This window comes from Psychroflexus halocasei (assembly GCF_900107595.1).
In the GTDB taxonomy this organism is placed as follows: Bacteria; Bacteroidota; Bacteroidia; order Flavobacteriales; family Flavobacteriaceae; genus Psychroflexus; species Psychroflexus halocasei.
Genome location: NZ_FNQF01000003.1, coordinates 233,350 through 259,194, shown reverse-complemented (window position 1 = coordinate 259,194; position 25,845 = coordinate 233,350). Strand labels below are relative to the sequence as shown.

Below are 25,845 nucleotides of genomic sequence, written 5' to 3'. Positions count from 1 at the left end.
ATAGATATAAATTTAATTAATAGTTTAGTGGTTTAATAATAGGTTTTTATAATATGACGATCACGCAATTAAAATATGTTTTAGCAGTTGCTGAAGCCAAAAATTTTACAAAAGCAGCAGAAAAGGTCTTTGTTACACAGCCAACTTTAAGTATGCAAGTTCAGAAACTTGAAGACGAGTTGGATGTGAAAATTTTCAACAGATCGAAAAAACCTATAGAGTTGACAGCTGTTGGTGTTCAAATTATTGAACAAGCTAAAAATATTGTCAATGAAAGTGACAGAATTTCAGATATCGTTGACCAACAAAAAGGATTTATAGGCGGAGAGTTTAACATCGGCATTATTTCGACTGTGATGCCAACTTTACTACCGATGTTTCTTAAAGCTTTTGTGAATCGCTATCCTAAAGTCAATCTCAAGATTGAGGAAATGACAACTGATGTGATGATAGAGAGAATCAAGAAAGGTCAACTTGATGCAGGCATAGCTGCAACACCTTTGGAAGATGAATTTATTGTTGAGAAACCGGTCTATTACGAACCTTTTGTGGCTTATATTCCTCAAAATCATAGACTTTCTAATCTAAAAGAAATTAAAGAAAGTGATTTAATTCCAGATGAAATTTTGTTACTAGAAGATGGACATTGTTTTAAGGATAACATTTTAAATTTATGCAAAACAGTTAATTCAGAAGTAGATGATAGAAAATTCTTTTTGGAAAGTGGAAGCTTTGAAACTTTGATGCGTTTATCAGATGAAGGTCTTGGGATGACACTATTGCCGTATTTACACAGCTTAGATTTACCAGAGAAAAAGACATCGAATATTGTTCAATTTTCTAAACCTTATCCCGCGAGAGAAATAAGTATTATTCATCATAAAAATCAATTAAAAATTCAATTGGTAGAAGCACTTCAAAAGCTGATATTAGCAGTTGTAAAAGGTGCGATTCAGTTTCAGAATGTCAAAATCATCAGTCCACAGAAAGCATAATTCATCTTTAGAGACGAATTTTTTATAAAAGTTAACTTTACAATACTTTCATAAATATAAAGCTTATGTTTTTTGTGTTAAAAAAAATACTATTTTTGCACGCTAAATTTTAGAAACAAGGCTATGCAAAAAATATTCAATCTTTTTGACTTTAAACAAAAAGTTGATTACAAGATCGAAGTCCTTTCAGGTCTTACTGTTGCCATAGCGCTTATTCCAGAAGCAGTTGCCTTTGCACTTATAGCAGGTTTATCGCCATTAACTGGTTTGTATGCTGCTTTTATAATGGGTATTATCACTTCAATTTTTGGTGGTCGTCCAGGTATGATTTCTGGAGCAACAGGAGCTGTCGCTGTCGTTTTCTTGGGTCTGGTAGAAACATTAAAATCTATGAACCCTGACATCACTGTTGATGAAATCACTCAGTATGTTTTTATTACAGTGATATTGGCTGGTGTCATTCAAATGATTGCGGGCTTTTTGAAACTTGGTAAATTGATGCGTTTAGTGCCTCAACCTGTTATTTTTGGATTTGTGAATGGTTTAGCGATCATCATTTTTATGTCTCAGCTTCCTCAGTTTACTGTTGATAGTACTGTAAAAGATTCACCTTGGATGCAAGGTGAACAGTTGTATATGTTTTTAGGCTTAGTCTTATTAACCATTCTTATCATTTGGTCTCTTCCTAAATTGACAAAAGCTTTTCCTCCAGGCTTAGCTGCTATTTTAGTAATTTTCGGATTAGTTTATTTCTTTGGTATTGAAACTTCTACAGTTGGTGACATCGCTTCTGTTTCTGGTGGTTTTCCGATTCCATCGGTTCCTGATATTCCTTTTACTATAGATACACTTTTGATGGTCTTACCATATTCTGCAATAGTTGCAGGGGTTGGTCTTATTGAAAGCTTGTTGACACTTAATATTATTGATGAAATTACTGGAACTAGGGGTAAAAGTAACAAAGAAGCAATTGCTCAAGGTAGTGCAAATATTTTATCAGGATTCTTTCTTGGAATGGGTGGTTGCGCGATGCTTGGACAAAGTTTAATCAACATATCTTCTGGGTCTAGAGCAAGATTATCAGGAATAATCGCTGCAATAGCTTTATTGATCTTCGTTATGTACGGTGCTAATATTATAGAACAACTTCCAATGGCTGCACTGACAGGACTGATGATCATGGTAGCTGTTGGAACTTTTGAGTGGGCGAGCTTTAAAACTTTACGCCGTATGCCAAAGTCTGATGTTATGGTCATGATATTGGTGACTGTTGTTACAGTTTTACTTCATAATTTGGCCTTGGCTGTTTTAGTTGGTGTTATTATAGCAGCACTTGTTTTTGCTTGGGATAATGCAAAACGTATTAGAGCAAGAAAACGAATTGATGAAAATGGTGTTAAACACTATGAAATTTACGGCCCATTGTTTTTTGGTTCAACGACTATTTTTAATTCAAAATTTGATATTAAAAACGATCCAGACGAAATTGTGATAGATTTTCATGAAAGTCGTGTTGTCGATATGTCAGCCATCGAAACTTTAAATAAATTGACTGAACGTTACCAAAAATTAGGTAAAACTGTTCATTTAAAACACCTGAGCCCAGATTGTCGAAAATTGTTGAAAAATGCAGACGAAATTATAGATGTCAACATTCTAGAAGACCCGAATTATAAAGTTATTTCAGATGATTTTGATTGATAACACAATAAATCTTGAATGGTATAGTTCTTGATTTAGACCAGTAAAAGAGGAGTGATTGTCTCTTTTTATTTTAGTTATATTAGTTGATTGTTGAAACCTCATAAAGTTATTCTTTATGAGGTTTTTTTATATCTTTTTTTCTTTGAGCTTTTCTTGAAGCATTTTCAATTCATCGCGATATCTTGCAGCTTCCATAAAGTCAAGATCTTTTGCAGCGAGTTCCATTTTACCTCTTGCTTTCTTGATTTCACTTTTTAAATCTTTCTCAGAGTAGAGTTCAGCTGCTTCCTCTGCAGCTGCCAAAGTTGGCTGATCAATAATTTGATATTCATTCTTTTTAGCACCGCCAAAAGTATCATCAATAGCTTTCTTTAAAGCTTTTGGTGTAATATTATGCTTAGTATTGTATTTGATTTGTTTTGTACGTCTGTACTCAGTTTCATCAATTGTTTTTTGCATGCTATCAGTTACTCTATCAGCATACAAAATGGCACGTCCTTCTAGATGTCGCGCCGCACGACCGATGGTTTGTGTTAATGTTCTGTGACTTCTTAAGAAACCTTCTTTATCAGCATCTAAAATAGCAACTAAAGAAACTTCAGGTAAATCTAAGCCTTCTCTTAAAAGGTTGACACCGACGAGAACATCAAAAACACCTTTACGCAAATCTGTCATGATTTCAACTCTTTCTAAAGTATCAATATCACTATGTATATATCTTGTTTTGACATTGACACGCGTTAAGTATTTTGAAAGTTCTTCAGCCATTCTTTTGGTTAATGTAGTCACAAGAACACGCTGATCTTTTTCAATGCGTTTATCGATTTCTTCTATCAAATCATCAATTTGATTTTGACTTGGTCTGACTTCAATTATCGGGTCTAAAAGTCCTGTTGGTCGAATCACTTGTTCTACATAAACACCTTCAGAGTTTCGCAATTCATAATCTGCTGGTGTTGCACTCACATAAACGACTTGATTTTGTAAAGCTTCAAACTCTTCAAGTTTAAGAGGTCTGTTATCAATGGCGGCAGGTAAACGGAACCCGTATTCAACGAGATTTTCTTTTCTTGATCTATCACCACCATACATGGCACCGACCTGAGGAATCGTGACATGACTTTCATCAACTAACATCAAATAATCATCAGGAAAATAATCTAACAAACAGAAAGGGCGCGTCCCTGGTTTTCTGCCATCAAGATATCGTGAATAATTTTCGATACCAGAGCAATAACCAAGTTCTTTGATCATTTCTAAATCAAAATTTGTACGTTCCTCAATACGTTTAGCTTCTATGGGTTTTCCAATGTCTTCAAAATATTTAATCTGCTTCCCTAAATCAATTGCGATTTGATCAATTGCTTTATTGACAACTTCAGGTGAAGTCACAAAAATGTTGGCAGGATAAATATTCAGTTTGTCATAATTTGCCATCACCTCGTTATTAAGAGGATCAAAAGCTTCTATCTCTTCTATTTCATCTCCGAAAAAATGAATGCGATAGGCATGATCAGCATAACCAGGAAAAACATCAAGCGTGTCACCTTTTATTCTAAAATTACCATGTTGAAATTCAGCTTCTGTTCGAGAGTATAAACTTTGCACTAAGCGTTGAAGTAACTTTGTTCTGGATATTTCTTGGTCAATTTCAATGTTAATAACGTTTTTCTGAAATTCACTAGGATTACCGATACCATATAAACAACTGACTGATGCAACCACCAAGACATCGCGACGGCCAGAAAGAAGAGAAGAGGTTGTACTTAAACGTAGCTTTTCAATTTCATCATTAATAGATAAATCTTTTTCGATATAGGTTCCTGTGGTTGGAATGTAAGCTTCAGGTTGGTAATAATCATAATAAGAAACGAAATATTCAATTGCATTCTCTGGAAAAAAGGACTTGAATTCTGCGTAGAGTTGCGCTGCAAGTGTTTTGTTATGTGCTAAAACCAAAGTTGGTTTCTGGACTTTTTCAACAAGATTCGCCATGGTAAAGGTTTTACCAGAGCCTGTGACGCCAAGTAATGTTTGATAGCGTTCATTTGAATTGATGCCTTTTACTAACTTATCAATCGCTTGTGGCTGATCGCCAGTCGGTTGATAATCAGAAGCAATTTGAAAATTCATTTTTACTGTTTTAACAAAAATACTTTGTCTACTTCATAAACCAAAACTATTTAAGACAGCTTTGGAGTTTGTAAAGGAAAATTATCTTTTAAGTGTAAAGTGATCTGAATAAACCGAGCCATCTTTAAACTCGACACGATACCAATAATCATTACTTGGCATTGGATGGCCATTCCTGTCACCATTCCACGAACTTCTGTCTTCATTGATAATATACAATATCTTGCCATAGCGATCATGAATGTGAATGGTTTTAATTGCATCAATTTGTTGAGCAGTTCCTTTTGGTGACCATATGTCATTATAGCCGTCATTATTGGGTGTAAAAAAGTCTGGAAATAAGATTGTTTTAAAACCTAAAGAGACGGTACCACAGCCATTTAAATCTTTGACATAAATAGTGTTGTCTGTTTCTCTGACATTAAAAATTGGTGATTCTTGAAAATCACCATCATTTAAAGCATACACATAATCTCCAATTCCTGAAGCTATGATTTCTATACTAAAATTGTCTGGAGCTCCACGAAGTTCATAATCTATTTCAGCTTTTTCTGAAACACTGACATTGAACATTTGTGTTGTCATACAAGATTCAGAAGCGTTAGAACTGAATATGTCAACAATATAAGTACCAGCTTCATTGACTTCTATAGTTGGAGTCGTTTCGCCAGTGTCCCATTCATAAACAAAATTACTGTTTGGGTTGGTGATATTTGGAATAAGCTCAATTGAATCTTGAATATTTAAACATAAAGAAAGATTCTGTTCTTCAGTTTCTAAAATAGGAGACTCGATATCATTTAAAGTTATTTTGGAAACAGAAGTGCAATTTACCATGTCATCAACTCGATAAAAAACTTCTTGTGGTAATGTGTTTAATGGATAACTAATTTCTTCAGTATCAATACTGTTGATGTTGTTAGCAGCGTCATCATGCGTATTGAAAAAAGTAATATGATCCTCAAAATCAAGATTATTCTCTTGGATAACAAAATTCTCTAAATCTAAAATATTGAATACGACATTGTTATTTTCATCAACACAATTTAATGATTCAAGAGGATTATATTCAGTTAAAGTTGTGAGTAAATCAAGATTGATAACTGTTTCACAACCCTGAACTGTTTCAACAAGAATGTAGACTCTGGTGTTATTTTGAGCTGAAAAAGAACTGATATCCTCCTCTAAAATAGGGTTGACGTTGTTTTCTGCATCAATTTCTTCTTCAAAAAAGTTGATGATATTTAAATTTAAACTTTCAATTTCATCTGAAATTAAATTCAAATCGAAAATACTGTCGCCTTGATTAGCTTCACATTGAATTAATTCGAAATCACCAAAATTTGGCGTATAAAACTCAACTTCAATTTCATCTGTAGCTGTGCAACCTCCAGCAATTTCGACTTCGACTTTGTAATTTCCAGCACCAAAATCTGCTTCAGAAATTTCTAATTCTGAAGCATTTTCATTCGGAATTAAACTTCCTTCATAATACCATCTTACAATGCTGTTCTCATTTTCTTCACTAAGGCTTAATGTGTGTGATTCTCCTATACACAAAGCACTGTCACCAACAAGATCATAACCCAAATCGCTTCCTATATTAAAACTATCTGCTTCAAGAAAAACAGCTGAATCGTAACGGTAATTGGTGTCATCAGCGATCACTAATTTAATTTCGTAAGCTTGATCGGCTTCAACTTGTGCTTTTGCGGTCAACACTGCTGTTTGTCCATTGAAATTTGTTGCAGAAGTGTAATCGTTAAATTGACCAAAATAAGCCTCGTTTTCAGCTGGACAGCCATTTTGTACATCAATTGCAGGATGAACGGTTGTTACTGAAACTGGTATTGTCGTCTCTGGTACAACAGCGATATTCTGATAATCTTGAGTGCCAACCTTTCTGATTAAAAAAGCGAAAGCATCTGAATATCGACAAGTGTTTCTGTCAAATTCCTGATATTCCTCTGAAGCGAAAATATATCTAAAGCTCAAATTTTCAGCTTTTGGCGTAAATTCAAACTGTAAAATAGTTGCGTTAGTGGTCTCACCAGCGTTTAAACCTACAGCATTTTCAAGATCTTGATCTCCAATCCAGTTATTGCCGTCATCATCACTTAAATGATCATTTGGTCCGTCAACATTATACAATTTTCCAGTACTCATCACGATGCCGCTTTCAAAAGGAAAATCAGAGTTGTTTTGTTCGAAATAGCCGTAACTTTTTGTGTTTTCATTAAAGACTCCTGATACTGTATTTGTAACCTGAATATTTTCAACACAACCTGTTGTGCCAAAGAGGACATCTTCAACAAGTTGATCATCGGTATAGTTGTTGGGGAAACTAGAAATGTATTGCGCATTAGATTGTAAGCTGAACAATAAAAACAATACTATAAAATATTTCAATATCATAAATTTTAAAAGGGCTGCAAAAATAAAGAAATTATAAGCTTGAGGACTATGATTTATATCAAGTTTTTATCAGAAAAACTAACGTTTCAAAGTAAAATTGCCTCTGAAAATCTCTCCGTCAATCATTTCAATTCTATACCAGTAATCGTTTGAAGGCATTTTTTCATTTTTATAAGTCCCATCCCAACCTTGTTCACCGGGCTTGAAACTGAAAAGATGCTTACCATATCTGTCAAAAATATAGATTTTGGCAATGCGATGATCGGTAGCAATAACGCCATTTAGTCGCCAGAAATCGTTATAGTTATCTTCATTAGGTGTGAAGGACTGAGGAATACCGAGTAAGCCAACCCGGTCAGAAACAATTCCGCAGCCACTTTTATCACGAATAAAAATATCATAAATTCCAGCTCTTAAATTTTCAAAAATTGGACTGTCTTGAAAGTTATCTGGCGTGCCAATCGCATATTCGTATTCACCAAAATTATTATCTGATAATATGATAATGATTTGGTTACTCGAAACTTGTGCTTCTTTAATCTGTATTGAATATTCAGGAGTGCTTGAATAAGAAACTTCATAATTTCTAATGGCACTACATCCAGTAATATTATCAGTGATAATAACTGAGTAACTCCCGTTGGTATTAATTTCTATACTTTCTGAATTTTCACCAGTTGACCATTCGTATGAGAAATTATTGATCTCATTATCTTGAATTCCAGATGTTAAACTGATTGTTTCTGGATAAGAATTTTTACAATAAATCACTTCCAAATCATCAGCTAACTGAGGGCTTTCTGATCGTTTTAAAGTAATATTGGCATAAGATGTACAAACATTATTACTCAAAATCTTTGCAACAACAACTTGATTGTTTTCAAGGCTTTGATAGTTTGTGAAATCAGTGATTTCATTTTCATCGTTAAAAGCGTCATTGTCATTCAAGTAATATTTATAATCAAGTGAGATATCAGTTAAATCTAAATTTTCTGTTATTTGATTGTTGGCTTCATTAAGGTCATAAAAAACTAAATCACTATCAACTGGATCACATTCGTAAATTTCAGCTTCATTAAACTCAGGTGGAGCAGTAAAAGTAATTTTGGCAGTTCCAACCAAAGGACAACTCCCATCATTTTTATTGACTTCTAATTTGTAAAAAGCTGTGTAAGGAAAACTCACATTTTCAGGCGCATTGACTTCTAAGTTTTCACTTGTTTCGTTGTTTAAAACTTCATCATCTTTAGACCAAGTGTAATCGGCGCCAGTGATATTGTCATATGATAATGTGAAACTCTCATCGTAACAAAGGTTAACTTCATTAGTATAAAAATCATCTAGATTGACGATATCAATTTTATCTAAAAATAAAGATTGGATAAATGGAGGCAATCCAAATAAGCTGTTATTATTTCCTAAGTTTATTGCGCCTTCTAGCTGTGACGAGGTGTAATTTGCGTCAAGTCCGCTTTCTTCTGGATTTTTGATAACTCCTAAAGTACTATCGTTGATTAAAGCAACATAAATTCTTCCATCTGGGCCTAATTGAAGTGCGCCTTTTTGAAAATTATCATTAGAAATTATTGTACCAGAATCCTTAACAACATTAGCTTCTAAATCCCATTGATAAATAGTCAAATTATTTATTGCTGCATAAGTTTTATTTGAAGAAGAAGAAAAAGCTACGCCATAAGCATTAACGTTGTCAATTAAAAGAAGCGGGTTTGTGACTTGACCAGTTGTGTTATCAAAATCGAATAAGTAAACATTACCATCGCCATCATCATTGTTAAGTTGATCTTGGCTGTAATTCATCGTGTTGTTAGCAACAATGATTTTTTGACCATTTGGAGAAGCTTTCATATAACCTAAAGCTGCACGTCTGTAATTATCAGTTGTCACAGCTGGGCCTGCTTGACTCACAACGGGATTTGTATCAACACCATTTTCATCAATTTTAAAAGCATAAAAGCGATCAACGAAATGTGTGATCAACCAAATAGAGCTACAATCAGAACTTCTCACAGCTGTGATTTTTTCTGAAGCTTTGTATTTGATTTCCTCAGGGTCATTAACATCATAAGTGACAAGATGAACATTCTTTTGAGTATCGACAACATCGCCTAAACCGTTATCTAAAGTCATATCAACCAAGGAATAGTTTAAACCATTGTTGAAGCCGTCGTCGTCTTGTGGTACTTCATGAAAAGGAACATCCGAGTAAGTGTCCGTTGGATTTCCATTTTCATCTGCTGGTCCTTGATTAGGATAAGCATTAGCGTTGTCGTGATGAGGTTCGTCTAAAGTAAAAACGTAATATAAATGGCTTTCAGTTGGGTGTGGTACAATTAATCCACTTGATGTACTTGAAGGATCGCCGTGTAAACCATCGTAATTAGTCGATGGTGCATAGTTGGCGTTAGACATAGGTTGGTGAAGTTTGTTCCAAACCGTTCTGCCATCTGTATAAAAAAGTAATTGTCCTGCTGAAGTTGAAATTGAAGAACAACCTTCATTGGTTGATAAGACGCCATCATCTAAGGCTGTTGGTGGGTTTGTTTCAAAACTTAAGCCTGCTCTATTTCCAAAATACCAATTATGCGCTTCATTTTGGCTATATGAAGCGCATGTGATAAATAGAAATAATAAAAGTTGATAATATTTCAAATGTATTTTTCTTTGTTGTCAAAGATAAAATATTTGTTAGAGATCACGTTTCTTAAGAATAGCAAATGAGCCGTAAATAAAAATAAATGTCCATGCTAAAACAATTAAGATGCTTATAAAACTCACATCGTATGATTTTATAAAAGTTGGATTTATAGCCTGAGCACCCATTTTTATATTTTCCATTTTAGTAAAAGGCTCAATGATCAAATTTGACATTGATTCTAGTGGAAGAAATCTTAAAATAAAATCTAAACCTTCAGCTTTAAATTTGACAATAAGCGTCACAATGCCTTCAAATACCCAGATTAGAAATAAAAAGCCTAATGCAAAAGCTGATCTTTTAACGAGAAGACCCAAAAACAGACATAAAGAAAAGAAGCCTAAAAGTTTGACGAAATAAGCCAAAAGATACTCCAAGTCAGAGAAAACAATGCTTAATTCATTGAAATCTGAAAAAGAATAACCAAGAATTAAACTCACAATAAAAACCAATGCAGTTGAAGCAAAAGCAAAAAAGACAACGTTTAAAAATTTAGATAAAATAAACTCTTTTTTACTCAACCCATCAATCAAATTTTGTTTTAAAGTACGATTGGTGTATTCACTAGACATCATGGAAACGATAACAACAGCTAAGAAAATTTTGAGTAAAGCTAGTATGTAAGTGTTGAAATGCCAGATATAAGGGAAGTTGAAAATGCCTTGCTCTGCTAACTGAAAGTCTATTGAACCAAACTTAAAACGAATTGATGCAAAAAGTGTAATCGCAAAAAAGAGCGCGAAATATAGAATGCTCAATACTTTTGCTGAACGGTTGTTTTTGAGTTTATGAAACTCAATTAAGAATAATCTTTTCATGATTAGGGTTTTGTAAGTTCAAGAAATTGCTCTTCCAAAGTTTCTTTTCTTTTGATGAGGTGACTAAAATAGATATCACTTTCTGCAGCAATTTTATTGAATTCATCAGCCATAAAATCTTTATTTAAAAAAGCTTTATAAGTGCCGTTATCATCAATTTTAAAATGCTCAATATATGTTTGTACATTCAGGAATTCTTCTAGCTTTTTGCTGTCATTGGCTGCCACTTCAAAGAAACCATGTGTTGCATTCATTTGGTCAACACTGCCTGCATAAAGCATTTTACCATGACGTATAATGACGACATGCGAACAGACTTTTTCAACTTCATCTAAAAGATGTGAGGCTAATAAAATCGTCATCCCTTCGGCAGCGATATTTTTGATTATTTGCCTGATTTGATGAATGCCCTGCGGATCTAAACCATTGGTTGGTTCGTCTAAAATTAAAATTTCAGGATCATTCAAAAGAGCAGAGGCAATAGCTAATCTTTGTTTCATTCCTAATGAAAAACTTTTAAATTTACTTTTTTGACGATCGGCTAGATCAACTATTTTAAGTTTTTCTTCAATTTTAGAATAAGGAACATCTTTTATTTTACAGACCAGTTTCAGGTTGTCTTCGGCCGACATGTTTGGATAGAAATTAGGACTTTCGATTATCGCACCGACTTTTTTTAGAGCTTCGTGCGTGTTTTCTCTGTTTCCAAACCACTTAAATTCACCTGACGTTTTATTGACAACATTAAGTACAATACCCAAAGTTGTAGATTTTCCACTGCCATTTGGACCAAGAATACCATAAACATTTCCCTTCTCAATTGTGAAGCTCAAATCATTAACTGCTGTTAAATTCCCGAATTTCTTGGTGAGATGGTTTAATTCTAAAATTTTATTCAAAATAAGATGTTTTTTTTATGTGACGGATTAATTCATATATTGTTACATTTATCGCAGATGATTATTCAAATTCATAAAAAGCAGCAATGGAAAAAAAATTGATGTCAAAGAAAAAGCCTAGCTTTCCTATCAATGATACCTTAAATAAATATCTTTCGGACTTTAGTCGAAAAACAAAAATACCTGTTTCTTACGAAGATTTACTTCGTTTTTCAGGTTCTATTGTTGTCTATGATAAAAATGATGATGATACACTTTGGGTGCGTTGCTATTACCCAGATTACGAGCGTGAGGAAATTGACAGAAGCTTGAAGAAAGTTTATTTAATCTTACATTCTGATGGTAAAAGCGCGCAATTGGATTATCTTAATGTTGATGCGATTGATTATTGCACTTTTGGAAATTCAAAACCATTTCGCATTAAGGTCAGAAATGTTTTAAATGATAACTTTACTTATTTCTATATTAAAAAAGCAGATGCTTCACGCATTTATGGTCTTGAGTTTGAACATATTTTATCGCCGCACAGAATCAATTTTTTGGTTTATAAAGATTCCTTAATCGAAGAACATATTGCAGGAATTCCTGGTGACGTTTTTATAAAAGATGAACTGCCAGAATGTGATTATCACGCCAAAGCAGAAATAGCAAAACAGTTTGTGAAATTTAATGAACGATGTACGCTAAGATTGCTCGGTGATATGCGATCTTATAATTATGTGGTGATTCCGACACACGACTTTGATCATGTTGATTATAAAATTCGAGCGATTGATTTTGATCAACAAAGTTATGAGGGTAATCTGAAGGTTTACAAGCCTCAGTTTTTCAAAGAAAATTATAAGATGGTCAAACTCGTTGAAAGGCATCTTGAAGAAGCCTCAATACAACAATATGTTTTAGAAGAAAGATCACAGGTTGCAAAACGATTAATCACTTCACAGAAAAGATTTAGGATGTTGATTAGATGTATGATTAAAGACAAAATTTCTTCTCGTGAAAACGTATTGCAATTAAGAGGTGAACTCGTTGATTACACAAAAGATATCAAATTTAAACGCGCCAAAACAATGGGTCATATTTTAAAAACGGCTTTAGACTTTGTGAAGCGTAATTATTTGGAAGTTGAAGAGGATTCCTACAATTAATTTTTATTTTCTGAAAACACTTTCTATTTTTAGCAAAAAATTCTTAAAAATGATGAAATATAATTTTTTAGCATTGTTCATGGCAATGCTTAGCTTAAACGCTTTTGCTCAACTTGAATCAAATCAAGATGAGTTTGATGATTTTATGTACAGACGAGGGAACACTTTTAGAGCAGCTTCAGGTGTACCAGGAATCAATTATTTTCAGAATACTTCTGATTACAAAATCGATGTGAGTTTGGATTCTGAAACACATCAAATCAAGGGGAGTTTAACGATGGAATACACAAATAACAGTCCTTATGACTTAGACTTTATTTGGATGTATGTTGAGCAAAACCGCTTTACAGAAGACTCTAGAGGAACTTTAACAACACCAGTTGATGGTAATCGCTATAATGGTGATACAGATAAAGGAATGACGATTTCTAATTTGGTTGCTAAAACTCAAGGCTCAAGTTCTTCTAAACATTCGATGACAGATACAAGAATGAAAGTTTATTTTGATAAACCTGTCAAAGCAAACGGCGGAAAAGCTGAAGTGAAAATGGATTTTGAATACATTGTTCCTGTTGATGGAATGGATAGGATGGGACGTTTAAAAACTGAAAATGGTTGGATTTACGCGATGGCACAATGGTTCCCGCAGGTAGCTGTTTTTGATGATGTCGTTGGTTGGAACACTGAGCCATACTTAGGAGCTGGAGAGTTTTATTTTGGTTACGGAGATTTTGAAGTTAACATCACAGCGCCTTATGATCAGGTTATTGTGAGTTCAGGGAAGTTGCTTAACTCTAAAGAAGTGCTTTCTAAAAAGCTTCAAAGAAGAATGAAGAAAGCTCAAAAAAGTGATAAAACTGTTTATTTAATTAAACCTGATGAAATTTTAGATCAATCTTTAAAAGCTAAACAATCAGGAACTTTAACGTGGAAATTTAAAATAGATAATTCAAGAGATTTTGCATTTGCATCATCACGTGCTTTTATTTGGGATGCTGCAAAAATGAATTTGTCTGATGACAGAGAAGCCTTAGCGCAATCTGTATATCCAATCGAAAGTGATGGACAAAATGCTTGGTCACGTTCAACAGAATACACAAAAGCTTCTGTTGAACATTACTCAGAAAAGTGGTTTGAATATCCTTATGATGTGGCAGTTAATGTTGCGGCTGAAATAGGCGGAATGGAATATCCTGCATTAAGTTTTTGTAGTTACGATCGTCAGTCTGGCCGATTATGGGGAGTGACTGATCACGAATTTGGTCACAATTGGTTCCCGATGATTGTTGGTTCTAATGAGCGCCGTTATGCTTGGATGGATGAAGGCTTCAATACTTTCATTAATTATTATTCAACAAAAGCATTTAATGAAGGCGAATATCCTGCAGGTTTGGATAACCGAAGAAGATTAGTGCCTTGGTTTAAAAGTGATTCACGTGAAGGAATTGATACATATCCTGATGTTACAAATTTAAGAAACTTAGGAATGACAGCATACTATAAACCAGCTCTAGGCTTGTTGATGTTAAGAGAGTATATTTTAGGGGGAAAACGCTTTGATGAAGCTTTTAAATCTTACATCAATACATGGGCTTACAAACATCCACAACCTTCAGACTTTTTCAATCATATGGAAAATGTAACTGGAGAAAACCTAAACTGGTTTTGGAAAAATTGGTTTTATGGCAATAATAATATTGATTTGGCAATTAGCAAAGTGGAGAAAAAGAATGCTAATTACTTATTGACTTTTGAAAATAAAGGCGACATCCCAATGCCTGTTCGTTATAAAGTTAGTTTTGCTGATGGCTCTCAAGAAATAAAAACACTTCCTGTTGAAGTATGGCAACGTGGTAACTCTTGGACGCATGAGTACCAAACAAATCAAGAAATTATTAAAGTTGAGATTGATCCTGAGAAGAAATTAGTCGATATCAATTCAGCTAATGACATTTGGTCTTCTGAAGATTAATTATCAGGGTTGAAAAATCATTTTAAACATTATATGAGAAATGTAAACAAGAGAATTTTAGTTAGCCTTTTATGTGTTTTTAGTTTTGTGCAAGTTTATGCGCAAACAACTTTTGATGTCAAAAAGCATTATGACAAAAAAGAGGTTAATATTGAAATGCGAGATGGTATAAAATTGCACACAACAATTTATTCTCCAAAAGATAAATCACAAGAATATCCTATCATTATGCAACGAACGCCCTATAGTTCGCTACCATATGGTGAGGACAATTTTAGAAGGCGCATCGGTCCCAATGAACAATTGATGAAAGAAGGAAACATTATTGTTTATCAAGATGTGCGTGGACGATGGATGAGCGAAGGTGTTTACGACAATATGCGAGCTTATATTCCAAACAAAAAAGGGAATGAAATTGATGAAGCTAGCGACACTTATGATACAATCGAATGGTTGATCAACAATGTGGAGAATACGAATAAAAAAGTTGGTGTTTGGGGCATTTCTTATCCAGGGTTTTATGCAAGTTATGCATTACTTTCAGAGCATCCAGCCTTAAAAGCAGCTTCTCCGCAAGCGCCAATTGGCGATTTTTATTTTGATGATTTTCATCACAATGGAGCTTTCTTGCTTTCGTACTGGCGCGCATCTTATTTATTTGGTGCCATGAAAGATGAACCAAAAGATAAACCTTGGTATAAATTACCAAAAGTCAATACGGAAGATCAATATCAATTTTTCATGGAACACATGCCATTATCTAAACTCGATGTTCATGATGATGGCCAAAATGTTTTCTGGAATCAAATTAAAGAACACCCTAATTATGATGAGTTTTGGCAGAAAAGAGGCTTGATTCAGCATTTGGAAAAAGTTGATATCAAACCTGCTGTGATGACAGTTGGCGGTTTGTTTGATGCTGAAGATTTGTACGGACCATTTAACACTTATAAAGCTATCGAAAAAAATAACGACAACTTTAATATGTTAGTTTTCGGACCGTGGAGTCATGGTGATTGGGCAAGGAAATCTAAAAGACAAGTGATAGGAAATATACATTTTGGAGATGATCTTTCTGAGGAATATCAGAACAATTATGAAACTGTTTTTTTCAATCATTTCTTAAAGTCAGATTCTGAAACTATCAATTTAGCAGAAGCACATGTTTTTAATACAGGTACAAAAGAGTGGAATGACTTTCAGTTTTGGCCACCAAAAAATGTCTCTAAAAAAAGCTTGTATTTAGGAGGTGATCAAAAGTTGACATCTCAAAAGAATAAGGAATCAAAAGTAAAATTTGTAAGTGACCCAAAGAAGCCTGTTCCTTATACTGAAGATATCAAATTTGGATTTACGCCACGTAAATTCATGACTGACGATCAAAGATTTGCAGCAAGAAGACCTGATGTTTTGGTTTTTGAAACAGAAGTTTTTGATGAAGATTTTACCATTTCAGGAGAAGTTTTAGCAGATTTAAAAGTTGCAACAACAGGAACCGCTGCTGATTGGATTGTGAAAATAGTAGATGTTTTTCCTTCAGAAACTGAAAACACTGATGATGTTCAAGGTCATCTGAAGTTATCAAACTATCACATGATGGTGAGAAGTGAAGTTTTTAGAGGTCGTTACCGAGATGGATTTAATGAGCCTAAAGCTTTTAAACCTAATAAAAAGGAAAGTGTCAAAATCACTTTGCAAGACATTAATCATACCTTTAAAAAAGGACATAAATTACAAATTCAAGTACAAAGTAGCTTTTTCCCTTATATAGATATGAATCCGCAAACTTATGTTGATAACATATTTGAGGCTAAAAAAGAAGATTTCAAAAAACAAACACATACAATATTTGGTGATTCGAAAATTATTTTCGATTTTGCTGAATAATTACAATCAACTAAAATAACTATCAAGGCTGTCAATTTTGGCAGCTTTTTTTTGTTGAGATAATTCATCTTTAACATTTATTATGATCACTTCTGTTTTTTGTTAAGTGTGAATATTTCTTGAGTTAAATATTTTTAACATATTTTTAACATATTTTTAGTTTAAGTTAGTTCGGTTTTTTCGGAACTAATATTATTTTTGCATCGTTTTAAATTTAACGGTATGAATCAGCAACTTGAAGAGAGAAGATCAGTTTTGATTGAGAAGTTGGGTGTGTTCTTTGAAAAAGAGCACCACTTAGCGCCAGTTGCTGCTCGTATTTTTTCATTGATTATTCTATCAGGGAAAAAGGGAGTGACATTTGAAGAGCTCGTCTGTCGCTTAAAAGCTGGTGAAAGCACGGTTTCTACACATCTAGAAAGTTTACAATTACATAATAAAATAGAATATTTCACTTTAGTTGGTGATAGAAAAAGATATTTTATAGTCAATAAAGATTTAATGCTTAACTCTCTAGATGAATTACAGAAGCAATGGACAGAACAAAAATCACTTTTTCAAGAAGTTTTGTCTTTCAAAAAAGAATGTATGGCTGAGGACGAATCTGGTGAGGAAAACTTTGATCTTCAATTTCAAAAAAACTTCATCGCTTATGCAGATGATATTCTGCAGTCTATCAGTAAATTAAAAAGTAAAATAAAATAAATCCTAAATACAACAAACACTAATAATGAAAAAAAATATTTTAAGTTTCGTTTTTTTATGTGCTCTATTTGTTTCTTGCGGTGATGATCAACCTCAACAACAAGCAAGAGGACCGATGCAGGTACCCGTCATTGAACTACCAACAAAAACATTGACGGATTTCAACACCTATCCAGTCAGTATTGAAGGTGTTGTCAACAGTGAAGTTCGACCTAAAGTTTCAGGATACATCACTAAAGTTGTTGTAGATGAAGGTCAATCTGTTAAGCAGGGAGATGTTTTATTTACTTTAGAAACAGAATCCTTAAGTCAAGATGCGCAAGCTGCTCAAGCAAATGTCAATGCGGCACGCGTTGAGGTTGAAAAATTAAAACCTCTTGTGGACAAAGAAATTATTAGTAAAAGCCAGCTTGAAACGGCAAAAGCAAAATTAGCTCAAGCTAAAGCTTCATATAGCAGTATTGCTGCAAACATTGATTACGCAACGATTAAGAGTCCAGTTGATGGGGTTGTTGGTTCTATCCGATACAGAAATGGTTCTTTGGTAAGTCCAGAGTCTAAGTTAACGACAGTTTCTCAAATTGATGAAGTTTATGCTTTTTTCGGAATGAATGAAAAAGACTATATCACTTTCTTACAACACGCTGAAGGCAAAGATGTGAAAGAAAAACTCGCAAATTTTCAAGCAGTTAAATTAGAATTAGCCACTGGTGATGTTTACGAACATGAAGGCGAAATTCAAACCGTTTCAGGTCAAGTGAATCCACAAACTGGAACAGTTAATTTTAGAGCAAAATTCCCTAATCCAGGTCGTTTATTGGCGAATGGAAATAGTGGACGCATTATGATTCCTGAAACTTATGAAGATAAAGTTGTTGTCCCTGAATCAGCAAGCTTTGAAAGACAAGGTTTAATTTACGTTTATGGTATTAAAGATGATTCTCTGGCAGTATCAAAATCATTTCAAGTTGATGCACGAGTTAAGAACTTCATTATCGTTAAGTCAGGTTTAGAAAAAGGTCAAAAAATTATTGCAGATGGTGTTGGCCAGATCAGAAACAACATGCCTGTTAAACCTCAGTTGAAAGATTTTGACAGCATTGTAAAACCAATTAATAAAGTTTTTAAATAATATAAGATGTTAAAGAAATTTATAGAAAGACCTGTTTTATCAACGGTCGTTTCCTTAATTATAGTCATTTTAGGTATACTCGGGATCACGGCTTTGCCAGTGTCTCAGTATCCTGATATTGCGCCACCAACGGTGCAAGTGACAGCCAATTACCCTGGCGCAAGTGCAGAAACTGTTCTTGAAAGTGTTATTATTCCTATTGAAGAACAAGTGAATGGTGTTGAAGGGATGGATTATATCACATCAACTGCGAGTAATAGCGGTCGTGCAGAAATTCAAGTTTTTTTTAAACAAGGATATGATGCTGATATTGCTGCGGTTAACGTACAAAACCGTGTTGCTAGAGCCAATCCATTATTGCCTCGTGAAGTTATTCAAGGCGGTGTGATTACTCAAAAGCAGCAAACGAGTGCTTTGATGTTTATGTCTTTACTTTCTAAAAATGAAGATTATAATTCGACATATATTCAGAACTATTTAAACATTAATGTTATTCCAGAACTCAAAAGGATTGATGGTGTAGGTGATGTTCAAGTTTTTGGTTCTAAAAATTACTCGATGCGTATTTGGCTTCAGCCAGAAAAAATGACTGCTTATAACTTAGTTCCTGCAGATGTAACAGCTGCGATTAATGAACAAAGTTTGGAAGCTGCTGCGGGTTCTCTCGGACAAAATAATGCAGAGTCTTTTGAGTATGTGATCAAATATCCTGGTCGTTATAAAACAGAAGATCAATATGAAAACATCATCATTAAGTCTTTAGGTAACGGTGAATATTTACATTTGGCAGATGTTGCAGAAATTGAATTAGATGCTGAAGGCTATAGTGTTGTTTCTGAAACAAACGGCTATCCAGCGATGAACATGGCAATTTATCAAACACCAGGATCAAATGCACAGGAAATTATTCAAAACGTTCACAAGAAAATTGATGAATTAGAAGTGAACTTTCCTGATGGTGTAGAGTCATACATCAACTTAGATACAAACGAATTTTTAGAAGCTTCAATAGACAAAGTAATTACGACTTTAATTGAAGCATTCTTATTGGTTTTTATTGTTGTTTTTATTTTCTTACAAGATTTTAGATCCACATTAATTCCTGCAATTGCAGTTCCAGTATCTATTATTGGTACATTTTTCTTCTTGAATTTATTTGGATACTCGATTAACTTATTAACCTTATTCGCTCTTGTATTAGCCATTGGTATTGTGGTGGATGATGCTATTGTGGTTGTGGAAGCAGTTCACGCCAAACTTGAAGAAGGTGCTGATTCAGCATTAAGCGCAACCCGAACTGCGATGGATGAAATTACTGGCGCAATTATTTCCATTACACTTGTTATGGGTGCTGTGTTTATTCCTGTGACATTTATTTCTGGTCCAACGGGTGTTTTTTATGAGCAATTTGGTATTACATTAATTGTGGCAATTGCAATTTCAGCAGTGAATGCACTGACATTGAGCCCTGCTTTATGTGCTTTATTTTTGAAAACTAATAAAGAAAAAGAAAACAGTAAAAGTTGGTTGCAAAATTTCTACGATAAATTTAATGCAGCTTTTGAAGCGACAACAGAGCGTTACGTTAAAAGCTTATCTTTCTTATTTAAACATAAATGGATTACACCTGCCGTGATTGCTTTTTCAATTTTTGGTATCTACATGGGGCTTGAGAAAACGCCGACTGGCTTTGTTCCAAATGAAGATAGAGGTGTTATTTTTGCAAACATTGAGTTACCAGCTGGTGCTTCTTTAGATAGAACGGTTGGTATTACAAAACAGTTTGAAGATCAAGTCACGTCAATTCCTGGTGTGAGTGGTATTACTTTGGTGAACGGCTTTAGTTTGATTAGTGGTCAAGGTAGTAACTATGCAATTGGTTTCGTTAAGCTTGATCCATGGGAAGAAAGAGAAGAAGATTATTTATCTTCTGATGCAATCACGGGTCAATTATTCCAATTAGGCGGAAGTATCACAGGAGCTGAAATGGTTTTCTTTGCACCGCCAAGTATTCCAGGTTTTGGTAGCTCAGCTGGTTTTGAATTTAAACTACTTGACCGTTCAGGAGGTTCCTTTGATAAATTAGATCAGCAATCCAAAGAGTTTTTAGGAAAACTAAATCAAAGACCAGAAATTCAATATGCGCAAAGTTCATTTAATACGAATTATCCGCAATATGAGTTAGATATTAACATTCCTAAAGCTAAAGAAGCTGGTGTTTCCATCAGTCAAATTTTTGGAACACTTCAAGGTTATATCGGTAGTATTTATGCAGCTGACTTTTCTAGATATGGTAAACAATACCGTGTTTATATACAAGCTAAACCAGAAGATAGAGCTAATGAAACCGACTTAAATATGTTATATGTAAGAAGCGGTTCAGGTGAGATGGCACCGATTACGGAGTTTGCTGATCTTAGAAGAGTTTACGGTCCGCAAGCAGTAACGCGTTTTAACCTCTTTAACTCTGCATCGGTAACAGGTGCCCCAGCGCCAGGTTACTCTTCGGGTAATGCTATTAATGTTGTTCAAGAAGAGGCCTCAAAATTATCAAATGATTTTGATATTGGTTTCTCAGGTTTATCTCGTGAGGAAGTTTCCGCAGGATCACAATCTCTATTTATTTTCTTATTGAGTATAGTGTTTGTTTATTTCATTTTATCAGCGCAATATGAAAGTTATTTAATTCCATTCTCTGTCTTATTTACTTTACCATTAGGTGTGATGGGAGCTTATATATTTACCTATTATTTAGGATTAGAGGCAAATATTTATTTCCAAATTGCATTGATTATGTTACTCGGTTTATTAGCCAAAAATGCTATTTTGATAGTTGAGTTTGCTATGCAAAGGCGAGCAGAAGGTATGAGGCTTGTTGATGCGGCATTAGATGGAGCAAAAGTTCGTTTAAGACCAATTTTGATGACATCACTAGCATTTATTATTGGTTTGATGCCATTGGTATTTGCATCAGGTACAGGTGCAGAAGGTAACAGATCGATTGGAACAGGAGCTGTTGGCGGATTATTAATAGGAACAATTCTCGGTGTATTTATTACACCTATGTTATACATTTTCTTCCAATGGTTACAAGAAAAGATTTCACGTAAGAAACCAAATTCAGATGAATCATCAACTGAAATAAAAGAAGCATAATGAAAAAGAGTCATATTTTTAGAGTTTTAATATTAGGAGCAGTTCCATTTTTGTTGGTCTCTTGCTTTGCTGCTAAAGATTATCAAGAACCTGATTTAGTAGAGCAAGAAGCTCGCTACAGAACAGATAGTTTGCCATCGGATAGTTTAACGATGGCAGATGTTTCTTGGAAAGATATTTTTGAAGATCCCGTTCTTCAAAATCATATTGAAAGAGGTTTAGAAAACAATATTGACATCCGTGTTGCCGTTCAGCAAATGAACGCTGCTATGGCTTATCTTCAACAAGGAAAGGCTGGTTACTTGCCGAGTTTAGGAGTTGAAGGGACTTGGACACACTCCAACTTGTCAGATAATAGCCAACAAGGTGTTTTGTTTGGTGGAGGTGGTGAGTCTGATCAATATCAATTGGCTGCAAACCTTTCTTGGGAAGCAGATGTTTGGGGAAAAATCAGAAGTCAAAAACGTGCTTATGGTGCAAGTTACCTACAAAGTGTTGCTGCTCATAAAGCCGTAAAAACACGATTGATAGCATCAATTTCTTCCACATATTTTCAATTACTTGCGCTCGATGAGCAAATTGAAATTACAGAAGAGACAATTGAAAACCGTGTTAATAGTTTAGAAACAACTTCTGCCTTAAAAGAGGCTGGAAATGTCACTGAAGTTGCTGTAAAACAAACAGAAGCTCAGATTTATACAGCGAAAGCAATTCTTGTTGATTTAAAAAAGCAAAGTAAACTTTTAGAAAATACTCTTTCGATATTATTAGGAGATTCTCCACATGAAATATCAAGAACTTCATTGGATCGTCAAGAAATCAATACAGAATTAAAAACAGGTGTTCCTGCTCAATTATTGAGCAATCGCCCTGATGTTATCGTCGCAGAAAATGCTTATCGCAATGCCTTTGAAATGACAAACGTAGCGAGAAGTCAGTTTTATCCTTCGATTACTTTATCAGCATCTGGAGGTTTTCAGAGTTTAGATGCTAGCGAACTTTTTGATGCAAATTCACTTTTTGCAAATTTAGTTGGCGGTTTGGCTCAGCCTCTTTTTAATAAAAGAAAAATTAGAACTGGATATAAAGTTGCCCAATCTCAACAAGAACAAGCTTTATTAAGATTCGAAGAGTCTTTGTTAAATGCAAGTAAAGAAGTTTCTGACGCATTATATTCTTATGATTCTGCTACACAAAAAATCGATTTAAAAACCAAAGAGTTTGAAGCTTATCAATTGGCGACAGATTACTCTGAAGAACTTTTAAATAATGGTTTAGCCAACTATTTAGAAGTTTTAACAGCTAGAGAAAATGTGTTGAATACTCAATTAAACCTTGTGAATGCAAAGTTTGATCAATTAAATTCAATGATTGACCTTTACCGTGCTTTAGGTGGCGGATGGAAATAGTTTATTTGTGATTTAGATTTTTAGATTTGTTGAAAACCTCATTTTTTGAAATGAGGTTTTTTTATGCCCTGTTTTTTAAGCTATCTTTAAAACAAGCTTTATTTTTACCTTTTATAATTGATTATAGACTTATGAAATCTTTCTCTATTCTTTTCTTTTTTCTGCTCACATCATTTGCTTTCTCTCAATCGCAGTCTATTGATGTTCAAAATATCACAGCCCATGTTACAATCAATCCAGATGAAAAACAGATATCAGCTGATTATCGATTTAGTTTTCTGACTAAATCAAAATTGGATACCGTTTTTCTGGACGCTAAAAACTTAGAAAATATCAAGTTTGTCAACACTGAATTTGAAATTTATAACTCAGGAAATAAACTTTTTTTTATTGGAAATTTTAAAAAAGACAAGACTTATACTTTTGAATTGACATATCAAGTCAAACCTAAGCAAACAGTTTATTTTATAGAAAAACATCCAGAAATAGATCATTCTGCACAAGTTTGGACACAAGGTCAAGGCAAGTACACCTCTCATTGGTTGCCAAGTTTAGATGATATGACAGACAAAATCATTTTTAATCTCAGCTACACTTTTCCTGCTCAATATGAACTCACGGCCAATGGCGCTTTAGTTTCTGAAGAAGAAACTGAGGATTTATCAACGAGACATTTCGAAATGAAAAACCCAATGAGTAGCTATTTGGTTGCTTTTGCTGCTGGAAATTTTAAAGCTGTCCGCGACACAACAGATTCTGGTGTGCCTTTAGAAATGTATTTACCTGAGCAATACAATGATCATTTTAGGTTTACTTATCAAAATTATAACGAGATTTTTTCAATACTCGAGAAAAAAATAGGTGTGGCTTATCCATGGCAAAATTATAAACAAGTTCCTGTCAGAGATTTTCTTTATGCAGGAATGGAAAACACAGGTTTAACCATTTTTTCTGAAGAATTTATTGTTGATGAAATAAGTTATAACGATCAAAACTATATAAATGTTCATGCGCATGAATTGGCTCATCAATGGTTTGGTAATTTAATCACCGAAAAAAATTCTGTACATCATTGGCTTCATGAAGGCTTTGCAACTTACTTTGCTTTATTAGTCGAAAAAGAACTTTTTGGAACCGCTTATTTTGAAAATCAACTTTTTGAAGATGCTGAACAACTAAAATTGTTGAGCGACAGAGGTGAAGGTGAAAAGATAATGAGTAAAAATGCAAGTTCATTAACCTATTACAAAAAAGGAGCTTGGGCTTTACATGCTTTACGAAATAGAGTTGGCGATGCTGTATTTTTCGATTCTGTCAAAGACTTTCTTAACCAAAATGCTTATCAAATTGTTGAAGTTGATGATTTTTTAAAAATCCTTGAAGATAAATCTGGTGAAAGCATGTTAGACTTCAAGAAAGAATGGTTGCAACAAACCTCTTTTCCAGCAGAAGAAGCACTAACAATACTTCGGAAATCAGAATTTATAGATCAATTATTTAAATTAAAATTAAAACGAAATAAGCCTATAAAAGATAAAATCTTACCACTCAAAAATGCTTTACTTTCAAAGCATAATGCATATTTAGGACCAGAAGCTGTGTTACAAATCATTTCAGAAAAGGGAGTTCAACGAGAAGAATTACTTTATTTAGCTTTCTCGACAGATAATATTGAAACGCGTCAATTTTTAGCCAAAAATTTAAAGCAAATCCCTAAAGATTTAAAAGAGAAATATGAAGAGCTTTTAAAGGATCAATCTTACGTCACAAGAGAGCATGCTTTATTAAATCTGTGGATGAATTTTCCTGAAGATCGCCGTGATTATTTAGCGCAAATGAAAGGTCAGGAAGGAACAATTCACAAAAATATCGAGTTGTTGTGGCTGATGCTCAAAGTCGCAACAGAAAAATCAAAAGAAGCCCGAAAAGCTTTTCATCAATTAACAGACTATACAGACTCAGCTTACGCATATCAGATAAAACGTCAAGCTTTTATATATTTATTTCAGATAAATAAATTAACAGACCAGTCAATTATTAATCTCTCAAAAGATCTTAATCATCCTGTGTGGCGTTATCGTAATTTTGTAAAACAATTACTTACCGAATTAATCAAAGATCAAAATCATCAAGCTGATATCATCAAACTTTTAGAAAAAGATCAATTATCAAATAAAGAAAAAGTCAAAGATATTTTGAAGGTTTAATATGGTAAATCTACTTTACCAAAGCTGTTTAGCTTCATTTTTAAGAAATTCTAAACCAGTCTCACTTGGAGATTGCTTGTCTAATAATTCAGTTAAAACAGCTTCTCTAAGTTTTTGGGCAGTCTTAATATTTTCACTCATATTAACTTGACGAATCAAAGAAATAGTCGCGCCCTTTGAAGCTCTGATCGCTTGCCAAGTTTTATTGCTTACATAAATTTGCTGTATCAAATTATGTTCGTATTCCTGCTCGATCGTAGCAACTAAAAGTTGCTCATAAGTATGTTTGTCTTCACTTGTTGGATTGACGCGTTGCAATAAACTTCCTGGATGAATACGCTCTAAAAAAAGTGTCAATCTTTCAAAAGCTTGAAGTCTTACTGGTAAACTCTCTTTTTTAAGCTCATTCAAGTCTTCGTTATATTTTAATTGCGCTAAATGATCAGTATGAGTTTTAAAGAAATAATAAGCTACAGCGCCAACAACTAAAGTTGGCAAAAGATAGATAAGCATTGTTAGGATAGAGTCGTAATTGTCCATTGCATTTTTTTT

16 protein-coding genes are annotated in these 25,845 nt (G+C 33.9%); 10 read left to right on the top strand and 6 right to left on the bottom strand.

The genetic code is table 11. The features are described from left to right. The first annotated feature begins 53 nt into the window (after positions 1 to 53). Positions 54 to 995, top strand: a complete 942-nt coding sequence (locus BLV84_RS05315) for a hydrogen peroxide-inducible genes activator (protein ID WP_093240968.1) — start codon at positions 54 to 56, stop codon at positions 993 to 995. 123 nt (positions 996 to 1,118) lie between these two features. After that, on the top strand, positions 1,119 to 2,696 hold the full coding sequence (locus BLV84_RS05310; RefSeq protein ID WP_093240963.1) for a SulP family inorganic anion transporter: 1,578 nt from the start codon (positions 1,119 to 1,121) through the stop codon (positions 2,694 to 2,696). A 129-nt stretch (positions 2,697 to 2,825) separates the two neighbouring features. On the opposite strand, the gene uvrB is transcribed toward BLV84_RS05310, so the two are convergent. From uvrB to BLV84_RS05285, 5 genes are all read right to left on the bottom strand, one after another. Next, positions 2,826 to 4,832, bottom strand: coding sequence for an excinuclease ABC subunit UvrB (gene uvrB, locus BLV84_RS05305; RefSeq protein WP_093240959.1), 2,007 nt, complete (start codon positions 4,830 to 4,832; stop codon positions 2,826 to 2,828). Between the two features lie 81 nt (positions 4,833 to 4,913). Beyond that, entirely contained in the window at positions 4,914 to 7,241 is a 2,328-nt protein-coding gene (locus BLV84_RS05300) for a T9SS type B sorting domain-containing protein (RefSeq protein WP_159429395.1), read from the bottom strand. Positions 7,242 to 7,325: 84 nt separating this feature from the next. Then, positions 7,326 to 9,917 carry a T9SS type B sorting domain-containing protein gene (locus BLV84_RS05295; protein ID WP_093240951.1) on the bottom strand — a complete coding sequence of 864 codons (2,592 nt, stop codon included), beginning with the start codon at positions 9,915 to 9,917 and terminating at the stop codon, positions 7,326 to 7,328. Between the two features lie 36 nt (positions 9,918 to 9,953). Continuing rightward, positions 9,954 to 10,778 (bottom strand): ABC transporter permease, encoded by an 825-nt coding sequence (locus BLV84_RS05290; protein ID WP_093240946.1) that lies wholly within the window; start codon positions 10,776 to 10,778, stop codon positions 9,954 to 9,956. Positions 10,779 to 10,780: 2 nt separating this feature from the next. Beyond that, positions 10,781 to 11,677 (bottom strand): ABC transporter ATP-binding protein, encoded by an 897-nt coding sequence (locus BLV84_RS05285; protein WP_093240943.1) that lies wholly within the window; start codon positions 11,675 to 11,677, stop codon positions 10,781 to 10,783. A gap of 86 nt (positions 11,678 to 11,763) precedes the next feature. On the opposite strand from BLV84_RS05285, the gene BLV84_RS05280 reads away from it, so the two are divergent. From BLV84_RS05280 to BLV84_RS05245, 8 genes are all read left to right on the top strand, one after another. Continuing rightward, positions 11,764 to 12,825: a hypothetical protein gene (locus BLV84_RS05280; RefSeq protein ID WP_093240940.1), complete on the top strand. Its 1,062-nt coding sequence runs from the start codon at positions 11,764 to 11,766 to the stop codon at positions 12,823 to 12,825. A gap of 52 nt (positions 12,826 to 12,877) precedes the next feature. Further along, a complete protein-coding gene (locus tag BLV84_RS05275; RefSeq protein ID WP_200796262.1) occupies positions 12,878 to 14,797 on the top strand; it encodes a M1 family metallopeptidase in 1,920 nt (639 codons plus the stop codon). Positions 14,798 to 14,830: 33 nt separating this feature from the next. Then, the gene (locus BLV84_RS05270; protein WP_093240936.1) at positions 14,831 to 16,684 is read left to right on the top strand and encodes a CocE/NonD family hydrolase; all 1,854 of its coding nucleotides are present in this window, start codon (positions 14,831 to 14,833) and stop codon (positions 16,682 to 16,684) included. 222 nt (positions 16,685 to 16,906) lie between these two features. Beyond that, the gene (locus BLV84_RS05265) at positions 16,907 to 17,389 is read left to right on the top strand and encodes a GbsR/MarR family transcriptional regulator (protein ID WP_093240931.1); all 483 of its coding nucleotides are present in this window, start codon (positions 16,907 to 16,909) and stop codon (positions 17,387 to 17,389) included. 25 nt (positions 17,390 to 17,414) lie between these two features. Continuing rightward, positions 17,415 to 18,521, top strand: a complete 1,107-nt coding sequence (locus tag BLV84_RS05260) for an efflux RND transporter periplasmic adaptor subunit (protein WP_093240925.1) — start codon at positions 17,415 to 17,417, stop codon at positions 18,519 to 18,521. A 6-nt stretch (positions 18,522 to 18,527) separates the two neighbouring features. Beyond that, the gene (locus BLV84_RS05255; RefSeq protein ID WP_093240921.1) at positions 18,528 to 21,677 is read left to right on the top strand and encodes an efflux RND transporter permease subunit; all 3,150 of its coding nucleotides are present in this window, start codon (positions 18,528 to 18,530) and stop codon (positions 21,675 to 21,677) included. Then, positions 21,677 to 23,086, top strand: coding sequence for an efflux transporter outer membrane subunit (locus BLV84_RS05250; protein ID WP_093240917.1), 1,410 nt, complete (start codon positions 21,677 to 21,679; stop codon positions 23,084 to 23,086). The genes BLV84_RS05255 and BLV84_RS05250 overlap by 1 nt, the downstream gene beginning before the upstream one ends. 131 nt (positions 23,087 to 23,217) lie before the next feature. Continuing rightward, positions 23,218 to 25,293 (top strand): M1 family metallopeptidase, encoded by a 2,076-nt coding sequence (locus BLV84_RS05245; protein ID WP_159429393.1) that lies wholly within the window; start codon positions 23,218 to 23,220, stop codon positions 25,291 to 25,293. A 15-nt stretch (positions 25,294 to 25,308) separates the two neighbouring features. Here the strand turns inward: BLV84_RS05245 and BLV84_RS05240 are convergent, their stop codons facing one another. After that, positions 25,309 to 25,833 (bottom strand): DUF7935 family protein, encoded by a 525-nt coding sequence (locus BLV84_RS05240; RefSeq protein WP_093240909.1) that lies wholly within the window; start codon positions 25,831 to 25,833, stop codon positions 25,309 to 25,311. Positions 25,834 to 25,845 lie beyond the last annotated feature (12 nt).